The sequence below is a fragment of the Oxalobacteraceae bacterium OTU3CAMAD1 genome, assembly GCA_024123915.1.
Taxonomy (GTDB): Bacteria; Pseudomonadota; Gammaproteobacteria; order Burkholderiales; family Burkholderiaceae_D; genus Rugamonas.
The window spans coordinates 1,109,586-1,125,427 of the sequence record CP099650.1; the positions used below are offsets into that span (position 1 = coordinate 1,109,586).

The 15,842-nt window shown below is 67.1% G+C and carries 14 protein-coding genes; 11 read left to right on the top strand and 3 right to left on the bottom strand.

The genetic code is table 11. The features are described 5' to 3' along the window. The first annotated feature begins 35 nt into the window (after positions 1-35). Together pnuC and NHH88_04720 are read left to right on the top strand one after the other, a co-directional pair. Complete coding sequence (pnuC, locus tag NHH88_04715; GenBank protein ID USX15103.1) at positions 36-626, top strand: nicotinamide riboside transporter PnuC; 591 nt, start codon at positions 36-38, stop codon at positions 624-626. 78 nt (positions 627-704) lie between these two features. Beyond that, positions 705-2,252 (top strand): methyl-accepting chemotaxis protein, encoded by a 1,548-nt coding sequence (locus NHH88_04720; protein USX15104.1) that lies wholly within the window; start codon positions 705-707, stop codon positions 2,250-2,252. A gap of 36 nt (positions 2,253-2,288) precedes the next feature. Here NHH88_04720 and NHH88_04725 read toward each other — a convergent pair whose 3' ends face one another. Continuing rightward, positions 2,289-3,125, bottom strand: coding sequence for a response regulator (locus tag NHH88_04725; protein ID USX15105.1), 837 nt, complete (start codon positions 3,123-3,125; stop codon positions 2,289-2,291). 223 nt (positions 3,126-3,348) lie between these two features. Between NHH88_04725 and NHH88_04730 the strand changes: the two genes are divergently transcribed. From NHH88_04730 to NHH88_04745, 4 genes are read left to right on the top strand one after another with little or no spacing between them, the layout of a single operon-like run. After that, the gene (locus NHH88_04730; protein ID USX15106.1) at positions 3,349-3,879 is read left to right on the top strand and encodes a spore coat U domain-containing protein; all 531 of its coding nucleotides are present in this window, start codon (positions 3,349-3,351) and stop codon (positions 3,877-3,879) included. Between the two features lie 3 nt (positions 3,880-3,882). Continuing rightward, positions 3,883-4,617: a molecular chaperone gene (locus NHH88_04735; GenBank protein ID USX15107.1), complete on the top strand. Its 735-nt coding sequence runs from the start codon at positions 3,883-3,885 to the stop codon at positions 4,615-4,617. Between the two features lie 11 nt (positions 4,618-4,628). Continuing rightward, on the top strand, positions 4,629-6,935 hold the full coding sequence (locus tag NHH88_04740) for a fimbria/pilus outer membrane usher protein (protein USX15108.1): 2,307 nt from the start codon (positions 4,629-4,631) through the stop codon (positions 6,933-6,935). Then, positions 6,932-7,969, top strand: coding sequence for a spore coat U domain-containing protein (locus NHH88_04745; protein ID USX15109.1), 1,038 nt, complete (start codon positions 6,932-6,934; stop codon positions 7,967-7,969). Before NHH88_04740 ends, NHH88_04745 begins: the two co-directional genes overlap by 4 nt. Positions 7,970-8,009: 40 nt before the next feature. Here NHH88_04745 and NHH88_04750 read toward each other — a convergent pair whose 3' ends face one another. After that, complete coding sequence (locus tag NHH88_04750; protein ID USX15110.1) at positions 8,010-8,363, bottom strand: hypothetical protein; 354 nt, start codon at positions 8,361-8,363, stop codon at positions 8,010-8,012. 379 nt (positions 8,364-8,742) lie between these two features. Here NHH88_04750 and NHH88_04755 point away from each other — a divergent pair, with 379 nt between their 5' ends. From NHH88_04755 to NHH88_04765, 3 genes are all read left to right on the top strand, one after another. Next, complete coding sequence (locus tag NHH88_04755; protein ID USX15111.1) at positions 8,743-9,237, top strand: helix-turn-helix transcriptional regulator; 495 nt, start codon at positions 8,743-8,745, stop codon at positions 9,235-9,237. A 143-nt stretch (positions 9,238-9,380) separates the two neighbouring features. Then, positions 9,381-9,911 (top strand): DUF4142 domain-containing protein, encoded by a 531-nt coding sequence (locus tag NHH88_04760; protein ID USX15112.1) that lies wholly within the window; start codon positions 9,381-9,383, stop codon positions 9,909-9,911. A gap of 153 nt (positions 9,912-10,064) precedes the next feature. Further along, a complete protein-coding gene (locus tag NHH88_04765) occupies positions 10,065-12,935 on the top strand; it encodes a diguanylate cyclase (protein USX15113.1) in 2,871 nt (956 codons plus the stop codon). Positions 12,936-12,945: 10 nt separating this feature from the next. Here NHH88_04765 and NHH88_04770 read toward each other — a convergent pair whose 3' ends face one another. Next, positions 12,946-13,410 carry an OsmC family protein gene (locus NHH88_04770; protein ID USX15114.1) on the bottom strand — a complete coding sequence of 155 codons (465 nt, stop codon included), beginning with the start codon at positions 13,408-13,410 and terminating at the stop codon, positions 12,946-12,948. A gap of 109 nt (positions 13,411-13,519) precedes the next feature. Between NHH88_04770 and NHH88_04775 the strand changes: the two genes are divergently transcribed. Next, on the top strand, positions 13,520-14,080 hold the full coding sequence (locus tag NHH88_04775) for a DNA-3-methyladenine glycosylase I (protein USX15115.1): 561 nt from the start codon (positions 13,520-13,522) through the stop codon (positions 14,078-14,080). Beyond that, the gene (gene mnmC, locus NHH88_04780; GenBank protein ID USX15116.1) at positions 14,053-15,792 is read left to right on the top strand and encodes an FAD-dependent 5-carboxymethylaminomethyl-2-thiouridine(34) oxidoreductase MnmC; all 1,740 of its coding nucleotides are present in this window, start codon (positions 14,053-14,055) and stop codon (positions 15,790-15,792) included. Before NHH88_04775 ends, mnmC begins: the two co-directional genes overlap by 28 nt. Positions 15,793-15,842: the final 50 nt, after the last annotated feature.

Sequence of the window (15,842 nt, forward strand, 5' to 3'; positions counted from 1 at the left end):
CGCCAGCCAGGCGCCACCCACCGAAGGACGCCGTTTTGACCACACCGCTGGAAGTCGCCGCCAATGCCGTCATGGCGCTGTCCATCGTGCTCGCCGGACGCAACAATGTGCATTCGTGGTGGCTGGGCGTGATCGGCTGTTCGATGTTCGCCGCGCTGTTCTACACCTCCAAACTCTACGCCGACGTCGCCCTGCAAGGCTTCTTCATCGTCACCTGCCTGATCGGCTGGCGCCAATGGATGGTTGGGGGCAGCGGCGGCGGCGGGGCGCTGCCGATTTCCAGGGCGCGGCCGTTGCTGGTGGGCTCGATGGCGGTGGCCGGCCTGGCGGCCACCGCCGCCTACGGCTTGATGCTGCAAGTGTATACCGACGCCTACGCGCCATTCATCGATTCGGCCGTGCTGATGTTCAGCATCATCGCGCAGTTGCTGTTGATGGGGCGGCGCTTGCAGACCTGGCCGTTCTGGCTGCTGGTCAACACCGTCTCCGTTCCGCTGTACGCCAGCCGCGGCTTGTACCTGACGGCCGCGCTGTACGCTGCCTATTGGCTCAATGCGCTGGCGTCGTGGTTCTTCTGGCGCCGGCAGATGCGCGGCCAAGAGGCAAAGCTACAACTCGGCGCCTAGAAAACACGACAAAAAATCGACATTGTCCTGGGCACGCTCTATCATTCATTTCCAAGTGGAAAAAATATGGAGCATAAAATGCAATGGTTCTATGATCTCAAGATAGGCAAGAAGTTAATCCTGGCGTTCGCGGTGGTGATCGCGCTGACCTGCTTCCTCGGCCTGTTCTCGATCAACCAGCTGGTCAAGGTCAACCAGGCATCGACCGACATCGCCACCAACTGGATGCCGGCGGTGCGCTACCTGGGCCAGATGCAGACGTCGATGTCGCGCTACCGCATCTCCGAATCGACTCACATCCTGCTGTCCGAGGAGGCCGACATGGCGGCCACCGAAAAATCGATGGCGACCCGCCTCGAGACCCTGGGCAAGCAGCAGGCCTCGTACGCGCCGCTGGTGTCGGAGCCGGACGAGATCCGCATCTACGCCGAGTTCCAGAAAACCATGGAAGCCTACCTGGCCGAAAGCAAAAAGCTGATGGCGCTGTCGCGCGCCGGCCAGAAAGAGGAGGCGCGGGTGCTGTTCCGTGGCGCCTCCAACAAGGTGTTCCGCCAGATTAACGAACAGCTCGACGCGCTGGCCAAGATCAACGACGACGGCAGCGCCGCGTCCGACACGTCGGCCGAGCAGACGTTCTCGCTGGCGCGCAAGCTGATCCTGGGCGCGCTGGCGGCGCTGATCGTCATCAGTCTGTTGCTGGCGACGACGGTGTCGCGCGCCGTCGCCGCGCCGCTGCAGGAGGCGGTGGTGATCGCCCGCCGCGTGGCCGAGGGCGACTTGACCGGCCACATCGCCAGCACCAGCAAGGACGAGACGGGACAATTGATGTTGTCGCTCAAAGCCATGAACGACAGCCTGCTGCGGGTGGTGGGCGAAGTGCGCGGCGGCACCGACACCATCGCCACCGCGTCGGCGGAGATCGCCAGCGGCAACCTCGACCTGTCGAGCCGCACCGAGGAGCAGGCCAGTTCGCTGGAGGAGACCGCCTCGGCGATGGAGGAGCTGACCTCGACCGTCAAGCAGAACGCCGACAACGCCCGCCAGGCCAACCAGCTGGCGCAATCGGCGTCCGGCACGGCCACCGACGGCGGCCAGGTGGTGGGCGAGGTGATCGCCACGATGGAGGCGATCAGCGCGGCCTCGCGCAAGATCGTTGACATCATCAGCGTGATCGACGGCATCGCCTTCCAAACCAACATCCTGGCGCTCAACGCCGCCGTCGAGGCGGCGCGCGCCGGCGAGCAGGGGCGCGGCTTCGCCGTGGTCGCCAGCGAGGTGCGCAACCTGGCCCAGCGCAGCGCGGCGGCGGCCAAGGAGATCAAGCAGTTGATCGACGATTCGGTGACCCAGGTCGACAGCGGCACGGCGCTGGTGCAGCGCGCCGGCACGACGATGGCCGAGGTGGTCTCAAGCGTGCGCCGCGTCAGCGACGTGGTGGCCGAGATCTCGGCCGCCAGCCACGAGCAGAGCACCGGCATCGAGGAAGTCAACCGCGCCATCACGCAGATGGACGAGGTGACGCAGCAAAACGCCGCGCTGGTCGAGGAGGCGGCCGCCGCCGCCGGTTCGTTGCAGGAGCAGGCCGCCAACCTGGCGGCGGTGGTCAGCGTGTTCCGGCTGCGCTAAGCCCGCCGGGCACGCTCCGGACAACGCCGCACGCCGTCAGGCCTGCGGCGTTTTTCTTTGCTGGTGGTGGTTGGAGCTGCGGAAGGCGCTCGGCGTGATGCCGGTGCGCTCGCGGAAGGCGGTGGCGAAATTGCCCGCATTGTTAAATCCGATCAAGAGCGCGATGTCCTGTACATCCATGTCCGTTTCGCGCAGCAATTCCTCGCCGCGCTTGATGCGGGCTTCGCGGATGAAGGCGAACACCGTCATGCCGGTTTGCTCGCGGAAGATTTGCGACAACTTTTCCCGGTAGGTGCCGACGCTGCGGGCGATCTCCGCCAGCCCCGGCAAAGTGGCCAGGTTGTCGGCGATCAGGCGTTTGACGGCGGCCACGATGACCGCGTCCGGATCGCTGTCGGCGCCGCTCGAGGCGGCGCCGCCACTGCCGCCATGATCGGCCTCGGGGTCGTTGGAGGCCTGCAAGCCGCGGTCGCTGACCCGGCGCGCCAGGTTCAGGTGGACCTGGATGCGGGCGGCCAGCTCGCCCGGCGAAAACGGCTTGGAGACATAGTCGACGCCACCGATCGACAGGCCCATGATGCGCTCCTCGTCGGCGTCGGCGCCGCTCAGGAAAATCACCGGGATGTCCTGCGTCACAGGGTTGGCTTTGAGCAACCTGCACGCGGTGTAGCCGTCCATATTGGGCATGCGCACGTCGAGCAGGATCAGGTCCGGCTGATTAGCCAGCGCCAGCTGGTAGCCCTGCAGGCCGTTGAAGGCCACCGACACCTTGTACGGCAGCTCGCTGAGGAGATCGACCAGCACGCGCTGCTCGAACGCGGAGTCGTCCACGATGAGTATTTTGCGCTGCGTACTGTCACTGGCCGTCGGCATGGTTCACCTTGCTTGGTTGATAAATTCTTCACGCCCTGTTGCGTATTATGCCTATCTTTTAAAAATTTTTAATAGTTTTCTACGCTCCCAAAACCGTAGTCACTTGCAGCAAAAGCAGGGTTTTTTTAGATCATCAATAATTGGTTCAAGTGTTGAGCGATGGCAATTGTCCTGAACAACGCCTCTCGGCACCGTCGCTCAATTGTTAATTATGGGGGTAGAAATGAAAAACAGGCGCACATCCCGCCTTGCGGCGGCCACCGTTGCGGTGTCGGCCATGCTGGCCGCCACGTTGCCCGGCGCCGACGCGGCCGTCTATGTCAACGGCAGCAAGACCAACACCTTCGACGTCACCTTGAAAATCGTTGCCGACTGCACCATCGCGGCCAATCCGCTCGACTTCGGCCAGTCACAGGGCGTGCTGGCGACGGCGGTGTCGATCAACACCACGCTCAGCGTCACCTGCACCAATACCACGCTGTACAACGTCGGCTTGAACGCCGGCACCGGCACCGGCTCGACGGTGGCGGCGCGCGTGCTCAGCGGTACCGGCGCCAACACCGGCACCGTCGCCTTCAACCTGTACCAGACCGCCGGCGCCACCAACTGGGGCAACACGCAGGGCACTGACACGCTGTCGGGCACCGGCACCGGCAACTCGCAAACCTTGACCGTATACGGCGTCGTGCCGGCCCAGGCCACGCCGCAGCCGGACACGTACAAGTCGACCATCACCGCCACGGTGTACTTCTAAACGATGAAAAGACCGGCGCGGTTCCTGTGCTGGGTGTTGTATGGCGTCCTCGCGATGCCGGGGGTACAGGCGGGCGCGGCCAACCTGCAGATTTCCCCGGTGATGATAGTTTTGCGTGCCGGCCAGGGGGCCACGGGCATCTCGATGCAAAACCTGGGGGAGACCCCGGTGTATGGCCAGGTCAGGGTGTACCAGTGGGAGCAGAACGAGGGCGACGACGTCCTGACGCCGACACAGGAAGTGGTGGCGAGTCCGCCAATACTGCAGATCGGGCCCAAAAGCAGCCAGGTCATTCGTCTTGTACGACGTAGCCAGCAACTCCCGAGCAACGAGTTGACCTACCGGATTTTGATTGACGAGATTCCGCGCGAGGACGGCGGCCCGGCGGCCGGCGTCGACATCCGCCTGCGGTATTCGGTGCCGATGTTCGTGCTGCCGGCCGACGAGCGCGCCGTGCCGGTATTGGCGTGGTCGGTGTACAAAAAAGAGGGCAGCTGGATGCTGCGCGTGCGCAATACCGGCAACCAGCGCGCGCAGATCGGCGCGCTCGAACTGCGCAACGCCGCCGGCGAGCAGTTCGTCATCGCCGCCGGCCTGTTCGGCTACGTGCTGGCCGGACGCCAGCGCGAGTGGCGCTTGCCGACGCCGGCCGAGAACGACCTGAGCGGGACGCTGGCGGTCAGCGCCAATATTAATTCGCGGCCCGCGCGCGCCAGCACGGCGAGCCGGCTGGAATAGGGCCGGGGCCCATGTGGGGGCGGCTGATCTGCCTGTCGGTGCTGTCCTGCGCGGCGGCGATGGCGGCCGTGGTGGCAAACGGGCAAACGCCGCCGGCGGTGGCCGAAGACGAGCTTTTTTTGGAGGTAGAGTTGAACGGTGAACAGACCGGTTTGATCCAGCGCTACACCCGGGGTACAACCTCGGGGTTGCGCAGCAGCGTGCGCAATTTGCGCGAGCTCGAGCTGGACCCGGAACGTTTTGGCGTGGCGGGGCGGGAGGAGTTCGACCTCGACGACATCGCCGGCCTGAGCTACACCTACGACGCGGCGCGCCAGGCCATCGCGCTGCGCGTGGCCGACGCCCTGCGCGCGCCGGTGGCGCTGTCGGTGCGCACCGTGCGCCAGGCCGGCGCGGCCACGGTCACGCCGGGCGCGGTGCTCACCTATGACGCCTTCAGCCGCCTCGGCCGCGACCGCAGCCTGTCGCTGGCCCATGAGCTGCGCTACTTCAACGACAGAGGCGTGCTCAGCAGCACTGGCACGTACAACCACAGCGGCGACCTGCGCCAATACATCCGCTTCGACACCTCGTGGGTGCATGCCGACCCGGACACCCTGGCGGTGTGGCAGGTGGGCGACCTGATCTCGTCGTCGCTGCCGTGGAGCCGTTCGCTGCGCATGGGCGGCATGCAATGGCGCAAGAGCTTCGACCTGCGGCCGGACCTGCTGACCTTCCCGGTCGCCACGTTGGCCGGCTCGGCGGTGGTGCCCAGCGCCGTCAGCCTGTATGTCAACGGCGTGCGCCAGGTCGAGACGGCCGTGCCGTCGGGGCCGTTCGTGATCAACCAGGTCGCCGGCATCAACGGCGCCGGCCAAGCCACGCTGGTCACGCGCGATACGGCCGGGCGCGCCGTCTCGACCACGGTGCCGCTGTATGTCGATACGCGCCTGCTGGCCGCCGGCCTGAGCGACTACTCGGTCGAAGTCGGCGTGCTGCGGCGCGACTACGCCAGAAGGTCTTTCGGCTACGCCCGCACGCCGGCTGTCAGCGGTTCGCTGCGGCACGGCCTGAGCGACAGCCTGACCCTGGAGGCGCACGGCGAGGCCGGCCGCAGTGTCGTCAACGGCGGGCTCGGCGCCATGCTGCGGCTCGGCCAGGCCGGCGTGGTGCGCGGTTCCATCGCCGGCAGCGGCGGCCGTGGCGCCGGCGCCCAGGCCGGCGTGGGCTACCAATATTTGAGCGGACGCTTCAGCATCGACGCCGAAACCCTGCGCGCCAGCGCCGGCTACAGCGACCTGGCCACCGCCGACAGCGGCGCCGGCGCGCGCGCCAACGACCGGATCAATGTGAACCTGGCCTTGTTCCCTGGCCACAGCGTCGGCGCCAGCCTGGTCGCCCTGCGCGCGCCGCTGGTGCCGCCGGCGCGGGTGGCCGCGCTGTCGTACTCGGCCACCCTGGGCGCCGGCCTGTTCCTGAGCGTGAGCGCCTTCCGCGACACCCGCGACGCCCAGACGCGCGGCGTGTTCTTCAGCCTGAGCGCCTCGTTCGGCGACCGTATCGCCGTCAACGCCAGCCGGGGCCGCCAGAACGGCGTGCGCAGCACCGTGCTGACCGCCGGCCGCGCGGCCGATTACGACGGCGGCTTCGGCTGGGGCGTGCAATCGATCGGCAACAACGGCGCGGCGCTGCGCCAGGCCCAGCTCAATTATCTGGGCGGCTACGGCCAGGTCGGCGCGCTGGTGCAGCAAACCGGCGACAACCGCAACACCTCGCTCAACGCCGCCGGCTCGCTGGTGCTGATGGACGGCAGCGTGCACGCGGCGCGCCAGGTCGGCGCCGGCTTCGCGCTGGTGTCGACCGACGGTGTCGGCGGCGTGCCGGTGCTGCAGGAAAACCGGCCGCTGGGACGCACCGGCGCCGACGGCTATCTGCTGGTGCCCAACCTGAATCCTTACCTGGTCAACCAGATCGGCATCGACACCAGCGCGCTGCCGCTGCACGCGCGGGTGGCCAACACCAGCCGTAGCGTGGTGCCGGCGCGCATGTCCGGCATGCTGGCGCGCTTCCCTGTCGAGACCTATGCGGCCGCCAGCGTGATCCTGCACGGCGCCGATGGAAAGCCGCTGGCGGCCGGCGCCGAGGTGTTGCATGTCGAGAGCGGCGCCACCACGCTGGTCGGTTTCGACGGCGTCGCCTTCATCGACAACCTGGCCCCGCTCAACCACCTGCGCCTGCGCGCCGGCGGCGTCGATTGCATCGTCGAGTTTCCCTATGTTGCGGTCAAGGGCAACGCCTTGCCGGCCATCGGCCCCTTCATTTGCCGGGGCGTGCAATGACGGGCGCCGTGGCCGCCCTGCTGCGCCGCCTGCCCGTGGCGGCGCCGCGCACGCTGGCGCCGGCTTTACTGCTGACCTTGCTCGGCGGGCACGCGCGCGCCGACAGTTGCGCGATCACGCCGCAGAACTTCGTGTTCCCCAGCGTCAGCTCGATTTCCAGCGTGGACGTGTATGCGTCGGCCAGCTTCAAGGTCACCTGCACCTGGACCAATTTCCTCGGCAACCTGTTGACGCCGAACGTGACGGTCTGCCTGTACCTCGGCGCCGGCACCAATTCCTCGGCCACGGTGACCAGCACGCGGCAGATCGGCAACGGCGCGCTGCGCGCCAACTACAACATCTATACCGACGCCACCTACACGCCGGCCAAGGTGTGGGGTGGCTGGGTGGGCACCAACACGCCGACGCCGATCATCTTTTCGATGACCAAGGGCGGCGGCGTCGGCTCGCTGGAACAGAACATCAGCCTGTTCGGCAAGCTGTCGGCCGACGCCACCCTGTCCGGCCTGACGCTCGGGCCGGACGACCTGACCTTCACGTCGGACTTCGGCGCCGGCAGCGGGCTGATGCAGTACGTCTTTTTCCTGACGGGCACCCCGGCCTGCGCGCTCGGGCCGACCATGCCGATCGCGTTCCGGGTCAGCGCCGCCGTCATCAACGATTGCAACATCAATGTCGGCAACCTGGTCTTCCCGAACAGCAAATTGCTGACGAGCGCGGTGCGCACGACGTCGAGCATGTCGGTGGTGTGCAGCAAGAACACGGCTTACCGCGTGGCCCTGTCGGGCGGTGCCAACGGCACCTCGACCGCCCGCAGGATGCGCAAAGTGGCGGGCGCGGAGCTGGTGGCATATCAGATCTCGACCACACTGGACGGCAGCAGCTGGGGCGACGGCAGCGGCGGTACGGTAATTATTTCGGGGACGGGCAACGGCGGCGCGCAGACGCAGACTTTATATGGCTTGGTGCCCGCGCAGGGTACGCCATCGCCGGGGGATTACAAGGATACGGTGACGGCCACGGTGTCGTTTTGAGCCGGGCCGGGCTGGCGCGCGCGGGTGGCGGCCGGTGGCATCAGAAGTAGACGACCCAGTTCTGCGCGCCCGATTCGGTGCGGATGGGCGCGGCGGGGCGGTCAGTGGTGGTATTGGCGGTATTGGCGGGGGCGGGCTGGTCGCCACGCGTGAGCAGGTAAGGGGTTTTCAGTTCGCAGACGACCGCCGGTGCGGGGGCGGTCGTGGCGGGCATGGCGGCGCGGGCGGTGGCGCGGGGCTGGCTGGTCGCGCTCTGCACGGTGCAAGCCTCCTTGACCACGAAGCTCACCTGCATGCCGCTGGTGGCGGCCTTGTTGCCCGCGACGGCGGACAGCGGCGAGCCGAAGAGGACGGCGGCAAGTGCGAGGGTCAGCGGGGCGGCAAGGATTTTCATGACGATCAATTCGAAAGGCAGTGGTTAGTAAGTTGCATCCATAGAACGAATTTTACCGTGAATCAACATTCTATCCAATGTTCACATTTCACGCTGAAATTCACTTCACGAAACGGTGGAATTTGGAGAGTTTTGAGGGTCGTTTTTTGGCCTATTTTGGTCACTGAAAAAGGGCTGAAAAATATTGTTTTTCACAGGGAAAGTACTTAAACCGCAGGGCAAAAAAGGGAGGCAAAATTGACACTAGAAAAATCACACATAGTCACAGGGGTTTGCTCGCATAAAAGTCACACATTGTTACGGCAGCCATGCAAGTAAGTCGCATCGCACGCCACGTTTTCAACCAATTTTCCTGTTCACCTGAACCAAGGAGTTACACATGAAACATACCGATTTCGGCCGCATGCCTTGCCCTATCGCCCGCAGCCTGGGTAAAGTTGGCGAATGGTGGAGCATTTTGATCCTGCGCGACGCCTTCTACGGCCTGTCGCGCTTCGACGAATTTGAAAAGAGCCTGAAGATCGCCCCCAACATGCTGACCCGCCGGCTGGCCGGGCTGGTCGAGGGCGGCCTGATGGAGCGGCGCCAGTACAGCGCCCGTCCACCGCGCTATGAATACCTGCTGACCAAGGCCGGCCGCGACTTCAAGCCTGTGCTGCTGGCGTTCATCGCCTGGGGCAACGACCATCTGGCACCGGAAGGCGCCAGCCTGCTGGTGGTGAGCCGCGAAACCGGCAAACCGGCCGATCAGGTGCTGGTCGACGCCAACAGCGGCCTGGCCATCAACGACGAAGACTATATGTTCGCACCGGGGCCCGCCGCCAGCGACACCATGCGGACCCGTTTGATCGAGATCAGCAAGCACGCTTCCTGAGCGTTGTCTCAGCTACACAAGAAGGCGCCGCTTGCGGCGCTTTTTTTCGTTCCGGCCACCCTCTTGCATAGCCGTAAGGTGCGTCCGGCATTGTCCAGGCTTTGTAAAATTAATTCCTCGTCATTCTTTTGGGAGAACCCATCATGAACAACAAGATCAGGATCGCGGTCGCCGCGTGTCTGGGCCTGCTGGCCGCCGGCGCGGCCATTGCCCAAAATCTGAGCAAGGGCGACCAGCGTATCCTCACCAGCCTGGCTCAGGCCAATGTCAACGAGGTTGCCGCCGGCAATATCGCGCTGCAAAAAGCCACCTCGCCGGAGGTCAAGTCCTTCGCCCAGAAGATGGTCGACGACCACACCAAGGGCTTGCAGGAGGTGCAGCAAGTGGCGCAGGCCAAGAACGTGACCCTGCCCACCGAGCCTGATGCCAAGCACAAGAAGATGGCCGACCGGCTCAACGCGCTCAGCGGCGAGCAGTTCGACAAGACCTATATCGCCAACGCCGGCGTCAACGACCACAAGGCCGCCCACAAACTGGTCACCGACGCCCAGCAAAAGGCCAAGGACCCGGACATCAAGGCCTTGGCGGCCAAGCTGGAGCCAACCATCACCCAGCACATGAAGTCCGTGCCGCAGATGGCGGCGGGCAAAACCGACGCGCCCAAAATACAGTAAAATTGCTTCGAGGAACTGAATTTGCTTTGCATTCAGGCACTTGGAGCGGGGCTGCGAGGGCTCCTGAAAACTGTGGAATAATGCGGTAACAGCGTTTAAATGCGTTCGGGCAACTACGCCCGGCACACAGTCAAAGGACGTCACTTGGTGGACATGTTTGCCCTCGATGAGGAGCTGGCGCGGTGGGAGGCGGTGTTGCCGGAGATTTCCGGCACGGCGCGCTTGCCGTTGCTGGTGGCGCTCGCCTGGCATTTGCGCCAGCGCGCGCCGGCACGTGCTCGTGCCCTGTCCGCCGATATCGTTCCCCTGACGGGCGCGTTGCCACCGGCCGACGCGCTGGTGGTGCGCGGCCGCCTGCTGCTGATCGCCGCCGAATCGGAATGGCTCAACGGCCAGCTCGACACCGCCCAGTACCAGGCGGAGCAGGCGCTGTCGCTGTTCGAGCAGGCCGCCGCCCTCACTCCCGATGCGTCCGTCGCGCCGGCGCTGGCCCGCGCCGATGCGTGCTGGGTGCTGGGCTGGATATCGAACGACCGGGGCGACAGCGCGGCCGGCGACCGCTGGCTGGCCCAGGCCGGCGCGGCCGCCCGCGCCGGCGGCGATCCGGTGCGCGTGGACGTGATCGACGCCGCCGCCGGCATTTGCGCCGCCTTCGGCGACTGGCAGGCCGCGCAGCGGCAATGGGGCGGCCGTTTCGACGCCGATCCGGGCGGCCTGCCGCCCATCGCCGCCGGCTGGGTCAGCGACTACTTCGGCACCTGCGCCTTCCAGCGCAGCGAGTACGGTCGCGCCATCGGCCACCTGATGCTCAGCTTCGAGATGGCGCTGGTGAGCGGCCAGGTGCGCCGCGCCATCATCATCGCCACGAATATCGGCAATGGCTTCACCAGTCTCAACGCGCACGAGGCGGCGCTGGAATGGATGCAGCGCGGGCTCGACCTGGCGCGTCCGGCCGGCTGGCCGTTGTCGATCGGCATGTGCCTGATGCAGACCGCCGAAACCTTGCGCCAGCTGGGCCAGCGCGAGGCCGCCCAAGCCCTGCTGCGCGAGGCGCTGGCCGTGCTGGCGCCGCTGTCCGGTTCGCGCGCCTACGCGGTGGCGCTGGAATACCAGGGCGACCTGGCGCTCGACCTGGGCAACCACGCGGCCGCGCTCGACAGTTTCACGCGGCTGGCCGCGCGCGGCGACGCGCTGGCGCAAAACGATTTCCAGAGCAGCGCGCGGCGCGGCCAGGCGCATGCGCTGTCGCACCTGGACCGTCCGGACGAGGCGCTGGCCGCCGTGCGCGGCGCGCTGGCGCTGGCGCGCGAGCACGGCGACGCCCTGGGCCAGATCGCCGCCCTCAACGTGCTGGCCGATATCCACGCCCACCACGCGCTGCCCGAGCCGGATCTGATGATGGCGCCCAACCCGGTGCTGCACTACCTGCTGCTGGCGCTGGAGATCGCCGCGACCATCGACGGCTACACGGTGCCCGGCGCGCTGCTCGACGCCACCGCGCGCGAATACGCCGCCATCGGCGACCACGCGCGCGCCTACGCGATCGCGCTGCAGGCCGGCGCCGCGCGCGACCAGACCCACAGCCAGCAGGCCACCAACCGCGCCATCGCCATGCAGGTGCAGTACCAGACCGAGCGCGCGCAGACCGAGGCCGAGCACCATCGCCAGCTGGCGGCGGCCGAGGCGCAGCGCGCCGAGGTGCTGCAGCAAACCAGCGCCACCTTGGCGCACCTGAGCGCGGTCGGCCAGGAAATCACCGCCCACCTGGACGCGGCGGCGGTGTTCCGCGCGCTGGACCGCCACGTGCACGGCCTGCTCGACGCCACGCATTTCTCGATTTTCCTGCTGGAGCCGAACGGCGTGTGGCTGTCGTGCGCTTTCGGCGTCGAGGCCGGCAATCCGCTGCCGGAGGTGCGCTATTCGCTGGCGGACCCGCGCGCCAATACCTCGCGCTGCGTGCGCGAGCGGCGCGAGATCCTGATCGAACTGGGCGAGGCGGATGTGACGCCGAACCTGATCCCGGGCACGCTGCCGACCCTGACGTTGTTGTTCGCGCCGCTGCGCGTGGGCGAGCGCGTGCTGGGCGCGATGACGGTGCAGTCGCTGCACGCCAACGCCTACGGCGAGCGCGAGCGGCTGATCTTCCGCACCCTGTGCGCGTACGGCGCCATCGCGCTCGACAATGCCAGCGCCTACCGCCAGGTGGCGGCGACCCTGAAGACCTTGAGCGCCACCCAGGAGCAACTGGTGGAAAAAAACCTGGAGCTCGAACGCGCCTACCAGGCGCTCGAGGAGGTCAGCCTGACCGACCAGTTGACCGGCCTGCGCAACCGCCGCTTCTTCCTGCGCAATGTCGACGCCGATGTGGCGATGAGTTTGCGCGGCTACGACGGCGGCCAGCAGCGCGGCCACCAGATGACCGAATGGGAACAGCACGCGGCCAACGACCTGGTGTTCTTCATGGTCGATATCGACCACTTCAAGGAAGTCAACGACCGCTACGGCCACGCCGCCGGCGACGCCATCCTGGTGCAGATGACCGAGCGCCTGCGCGAAGTGTTCCGCGAATCGGACTATGTGATCCGCTGGGGCGGCGAGGAGTTCCTGGTGCTGGCGCGCGCCACCCACCGCGACGACGCGCGCGTGGTGGCCGAGCGCATGCGCCGTGTCGTCGCCGAGCGCGAGTTCGTGCTGCCGGACGGCGTGCGGCTGTCGAAGACCTGCTCGATCGGCTTTGCCTGCTTCCCCTTCCTGCCGGCGCAACCGCGCCTGCTGTCGTGGTCGCAAGTGGTGGAGCTGGCCGACCAGGGCCTGTACATCGCCAAGCGTTCCGGCCGCAACGCCTGGGCGGCGCTGTACGGCACCGAGCGCGCCCGTGCCGACGGCCTGTTCACGCGATTGATGCATCAAGTCGACGAGGCGCTGTCCGCAGGCGAGGTGCGGCTGGTCAGCAACCTGGAAGGACCGCTGTCGCTGGGCGGCGAGCGGCGCCGCGTCGGCCTGTCGAGCGACCTGGAAACCTGATCCGGTTCGATCAGGCGGCCGGCGGCTCGACCACTACCTCGAAGTTAAGCGAATTGGCGATGTAGCACTTTTCGTGCGCCTCGTGGTGGATGGCGTGCAGCTCATCTTCGCCCGGCGGCGCGGTGCCGGCGAACACGATGGCCGGGCGCAGCGCAATGCGCGTCATCGCCATTTTCCCCTGGGCGTTCTTGCCGAGCGTGCCGATCGCGTGGTCGGTGTAGCTGTCGACCGTGTGCCCCCGTTTGGCGGCGATCGACAGGAAGAACAGCATGTGGCAGCTCGACGCTGCGGCCACCAGCGCCTCCTCGGGGTCGACAGCGGCGGCGTCGGACATCGGCAGCGGCACCGACAGCGGCGACGACGACGCCGGCACGACGGCGCCGCCGTCGAAGCGCCAGGTGTGCGCGCGGCTGTAGCGCTGTCCGAGAAAATCCTGTCCGTCGCGTTTCCATTCCAGTGTTGCCTCGAATTGCATGCAAAGCTCCTGTCGCCATGGTCGATGAAGACCCCCATTCTAACCCGCTCGCCCGCGATGCCTTCCGGTTGCTATACTTCCCCTCCCGACGACCTTCGATCTCGATGCGATGACCAAAATCCGCTGCGGCTGGGCCAACCCTGTCAATCCCCTTTACCTGCACTACCACGACACGGAATGGGGCGTGCCTTGCCATGACGAGACGCGCCTGTTCGAGATGCTCAATCTGGAGGGCGCGCAGGCGGGCCTGAGCTGGGAGACCATCCTCAATAAACGCGAGACCTACCGCGCCGCCTTCGACCAGTGGGACGCGGAGAAGATCGCCGCCTACGACGCCGACAAGGTGGCGGCGCTGCTGGCCGATCCCGGCATCGTGCGCAACAAGCTGAAGGTGGCGGCGGCGATCACCAACGCGCAGGCGTACCTGCGCTTGCGCGCCGGCGGCGGCAGCCTCGATCAACTGCTGTGGGCTTATGTGGGCGGCAAGCCCATCGTGTCCGGCGACGGCCCGCGCGCCAGCAAGACGGAGCTGTCGGACCGCATCTCCAAGGACCTGGCCAAGCTGGGATTCAAGTTCGTCGGCTCCACCATCGTCTACGCCTACATGCAGGGCATCGGCATGGTCGACGATCATGATCCCGCGTGCTTCTGCAGGAAGCGGCGCAAGTGACGACGGCGAACGCACCACGGCGCGTCGTCCTCGATACGGACTTCGCCGATGGCGCGCGCTTCCTGGCCGCATGGGCGCGGGCCGCTACGCCGGGGGGCGCAACGCTGCACTATCTGGCCGTCACGCCGCAGCTGCAGGACGCCGCGCGCATTGCCGATGCGCGGCTGCGCGCCAACTGGCCGCTGAACCTGCCGGGCTTCCACCGCATCGTGCTCGATGACGGCCGCGTCACGCTCGATCTGCTGGTCGGCGCGCTCGACGCCGTGCTGCCGCAAATCGAAGCACGGGTCGACGAATTCCAGGTTTCCCCTTGCGAGCCGGCTTTTATCTCCAGCTTCGCGCGCGGCCTGGCAAAGCTGGCCGCGCCGGGAGCGGCGCTACACGCGCACGCGCCGGACGAGCCGCTGGTGTGGGCGCTAACGGCGGCCGGTTTCGCCTGTCACGCCGTCGCCGACTCGCGCGATGTCGGCGCGGTCTATCGAAGCCGCAAGCCGCAGCCCCCCGCACCGCCGCAACCGGAGCGGCGCGCGATCGTCATCGGCGCCGGCCTGGCAGGGTCCTCGGCGTGCCATCGCCTGTGCGCCAAAGGTTGGGAAGTCACGCTGATCGAACGGCACGCGCTGCCGGCACAGGAAGCATCGGGCAACCTGGCCGGCATCTTCATGCCGCTGCTGTCGAAGGACGACAATATCCCGACCCGCTTGAGCCGCGCCGCCTATCTGTTCGCGCTGCGCGAGTGGCGGCGACTCGGCGGGATAGGCAAGGCCTTCGACGGCGCCGATTGCGGCGTGCTGCAACTGGCGCGCGACGCCGCGCATGCGAAGGTGCAGCAAGACGTTCTGGCGGCGTGGGACTATCCGCCGGCGTATGCGCGCTGGCTGGCGGCCGAAGACGCCGGCCGCGTGCTGGACGGCGAGACGCCGCACGGCGGTTGGTTGTTCGAGCAGGGCGGCTGGGCGCGTCCGGCGTCGCTGTGCGAAGCCATGTTGAACGCTTGCGGCGAACGCTTGCGCCGCGTGTTCCACACGCAGGCGCTGGCGTTGCGCAGGATCGACGGCGAGTGGCACGTGATCGGCGCGGACGGCGTGTCGATTGCTCAGGCGCCCACGCTGATCCTGGCCAACGGCACCGGCGCCGCCGACATCGCGCAGGCGTCGCTGCTGCCGTTGTCGGCGCTGCGCGGCCAGGTCACCCACCTGGCGCTCGACGCACCCGGTTCGCAGGGCGCGCCCCGGCTGCCGCTGGTGGTCTGCCGCGAGGCGTATGTGACGCCGGCCGCCAACGGCATCGTCTGCGCCGGCGCGACTTACGACAACGATGACGATCCGTTCCTGCGCACCAGCAGCCAACTGGAAAATCTCACCCGGCTGGCGGAGATCGTCCCGGGCGGGGCGGTGGCGGCGCTGGCGGCGAGCGCGCCGCTGGCCGGGCGGGTCGGATTCCGCTGCGCCGCGCCGGACCGCCTGCCGCTGTGCGGCGCCTTGCCCGACCACGGCGCCGCCGGGCGCCTGGAGCGCCTGCGTGACGTGCCGCGCCATCCCGGCCTGTATGGACTGCTCGGCTACGCCTCGCGCGGCTTGATCTGGGCGCCGTTGATGGCCGAGTTGCTGGTCAGTCAACTGGAGAACGGGCCGCCTCCGCTGGAGGCGAGCCTGGTGGCCGCGCTCGATCCGGGCCGCTTCCTGCTCAAGGAACGCCGTCGCAGCCAGTGATCCCGCCGCCACACCGGCGTTGCGTTGGCGCAAATTTCCTGCGCACACAA

Excerpts from the sequence above, each read along its gene's own strand:
- NHH88_04720 (USX15104.1), top strand. The coding sequence starts at position 705 with ATGCAATGGTTCTATGATCTCAAGATAGGCAAGAAGTTAATCCTGGCG.
- NHH88_04725 (USX15105.1), bottom strand. The coding sequence starts at position 3,125 with ATGCCGACGGCCAGTGACAGTACGCAGCGCAAAATACTCATCGTGGAC.
- NHH88_04730 (USX15106.1), top strand. The coding sequence starts at position 3,349 with ATGAAAAACAGGCGCACATCCCGCCTTGCGGCGGCCACCGTTGCGGTG.
- NHH88_04735 (USX15107.1), top strand. The coding sequence starts at position 3,883 with ATGAAAAGACCGGCGCGGTTCCTGTGCTGGGTGTTGTATGGCGTCCTC.
- NHH88_04740 (USX15108.1), top strand. The coding sequence starts at position 4,629 with ATGTGGGGGCGGCTGATCTGCCTGTCGGTGCTGTCCTGCGCGGCGGCG.
- NHH88_04745 (USX15109.1), top strand. The coding sequence starts at position 6,932 with ATGACGGGCGCCGTGGCCGCCCTGCTGCGCCGCCTGCCCGTGGCGGCG.
- NHH88_04750 (USX15110.1), bottom strand. The coding sequence starts at position 8,363 with ATGAAAATCCTTGCCGCCCCGCTGACCCTCGCACTTGCCGCCGTCCTC.
- NHH88_04755 (USX15111.1), top strand. The coding sequence starts at position 8,743 with ATGAAACATACCGATTTCGGCCGCATGCCTTGCCCTATCGCCCGCAGC.
- NHH88_04760 (USX15112.1), top strand. The coding sequence starts at position 9,381 with ATGAACAACAAGATCAGGATCGCGGTCGCCGCGTGTCTGGGCCTGCTG.
- NHH88_04765 (USX15113.1), top strand. The coding sequence starts at position 10,065 with ATGTTTGCCCTCGATGAGGAGCTGGCGCGGTGGGAGGCGGTGTTGCCG.
- NHH88_04770 (USX15114.1), bottom strand. The coding sequence starts at position 13,410 with ATGCAATTCGAGGCAACACTGGAATGGAAACGCGACGGACAGGATTTT.
- NHH88_04775 (USX15115.1), top strand. The coding sequence starts at position 13,520 with ATGACCAAAATCCGCTGCGGCTGGGCCAACCCTGTCAATCCCCTTTAC.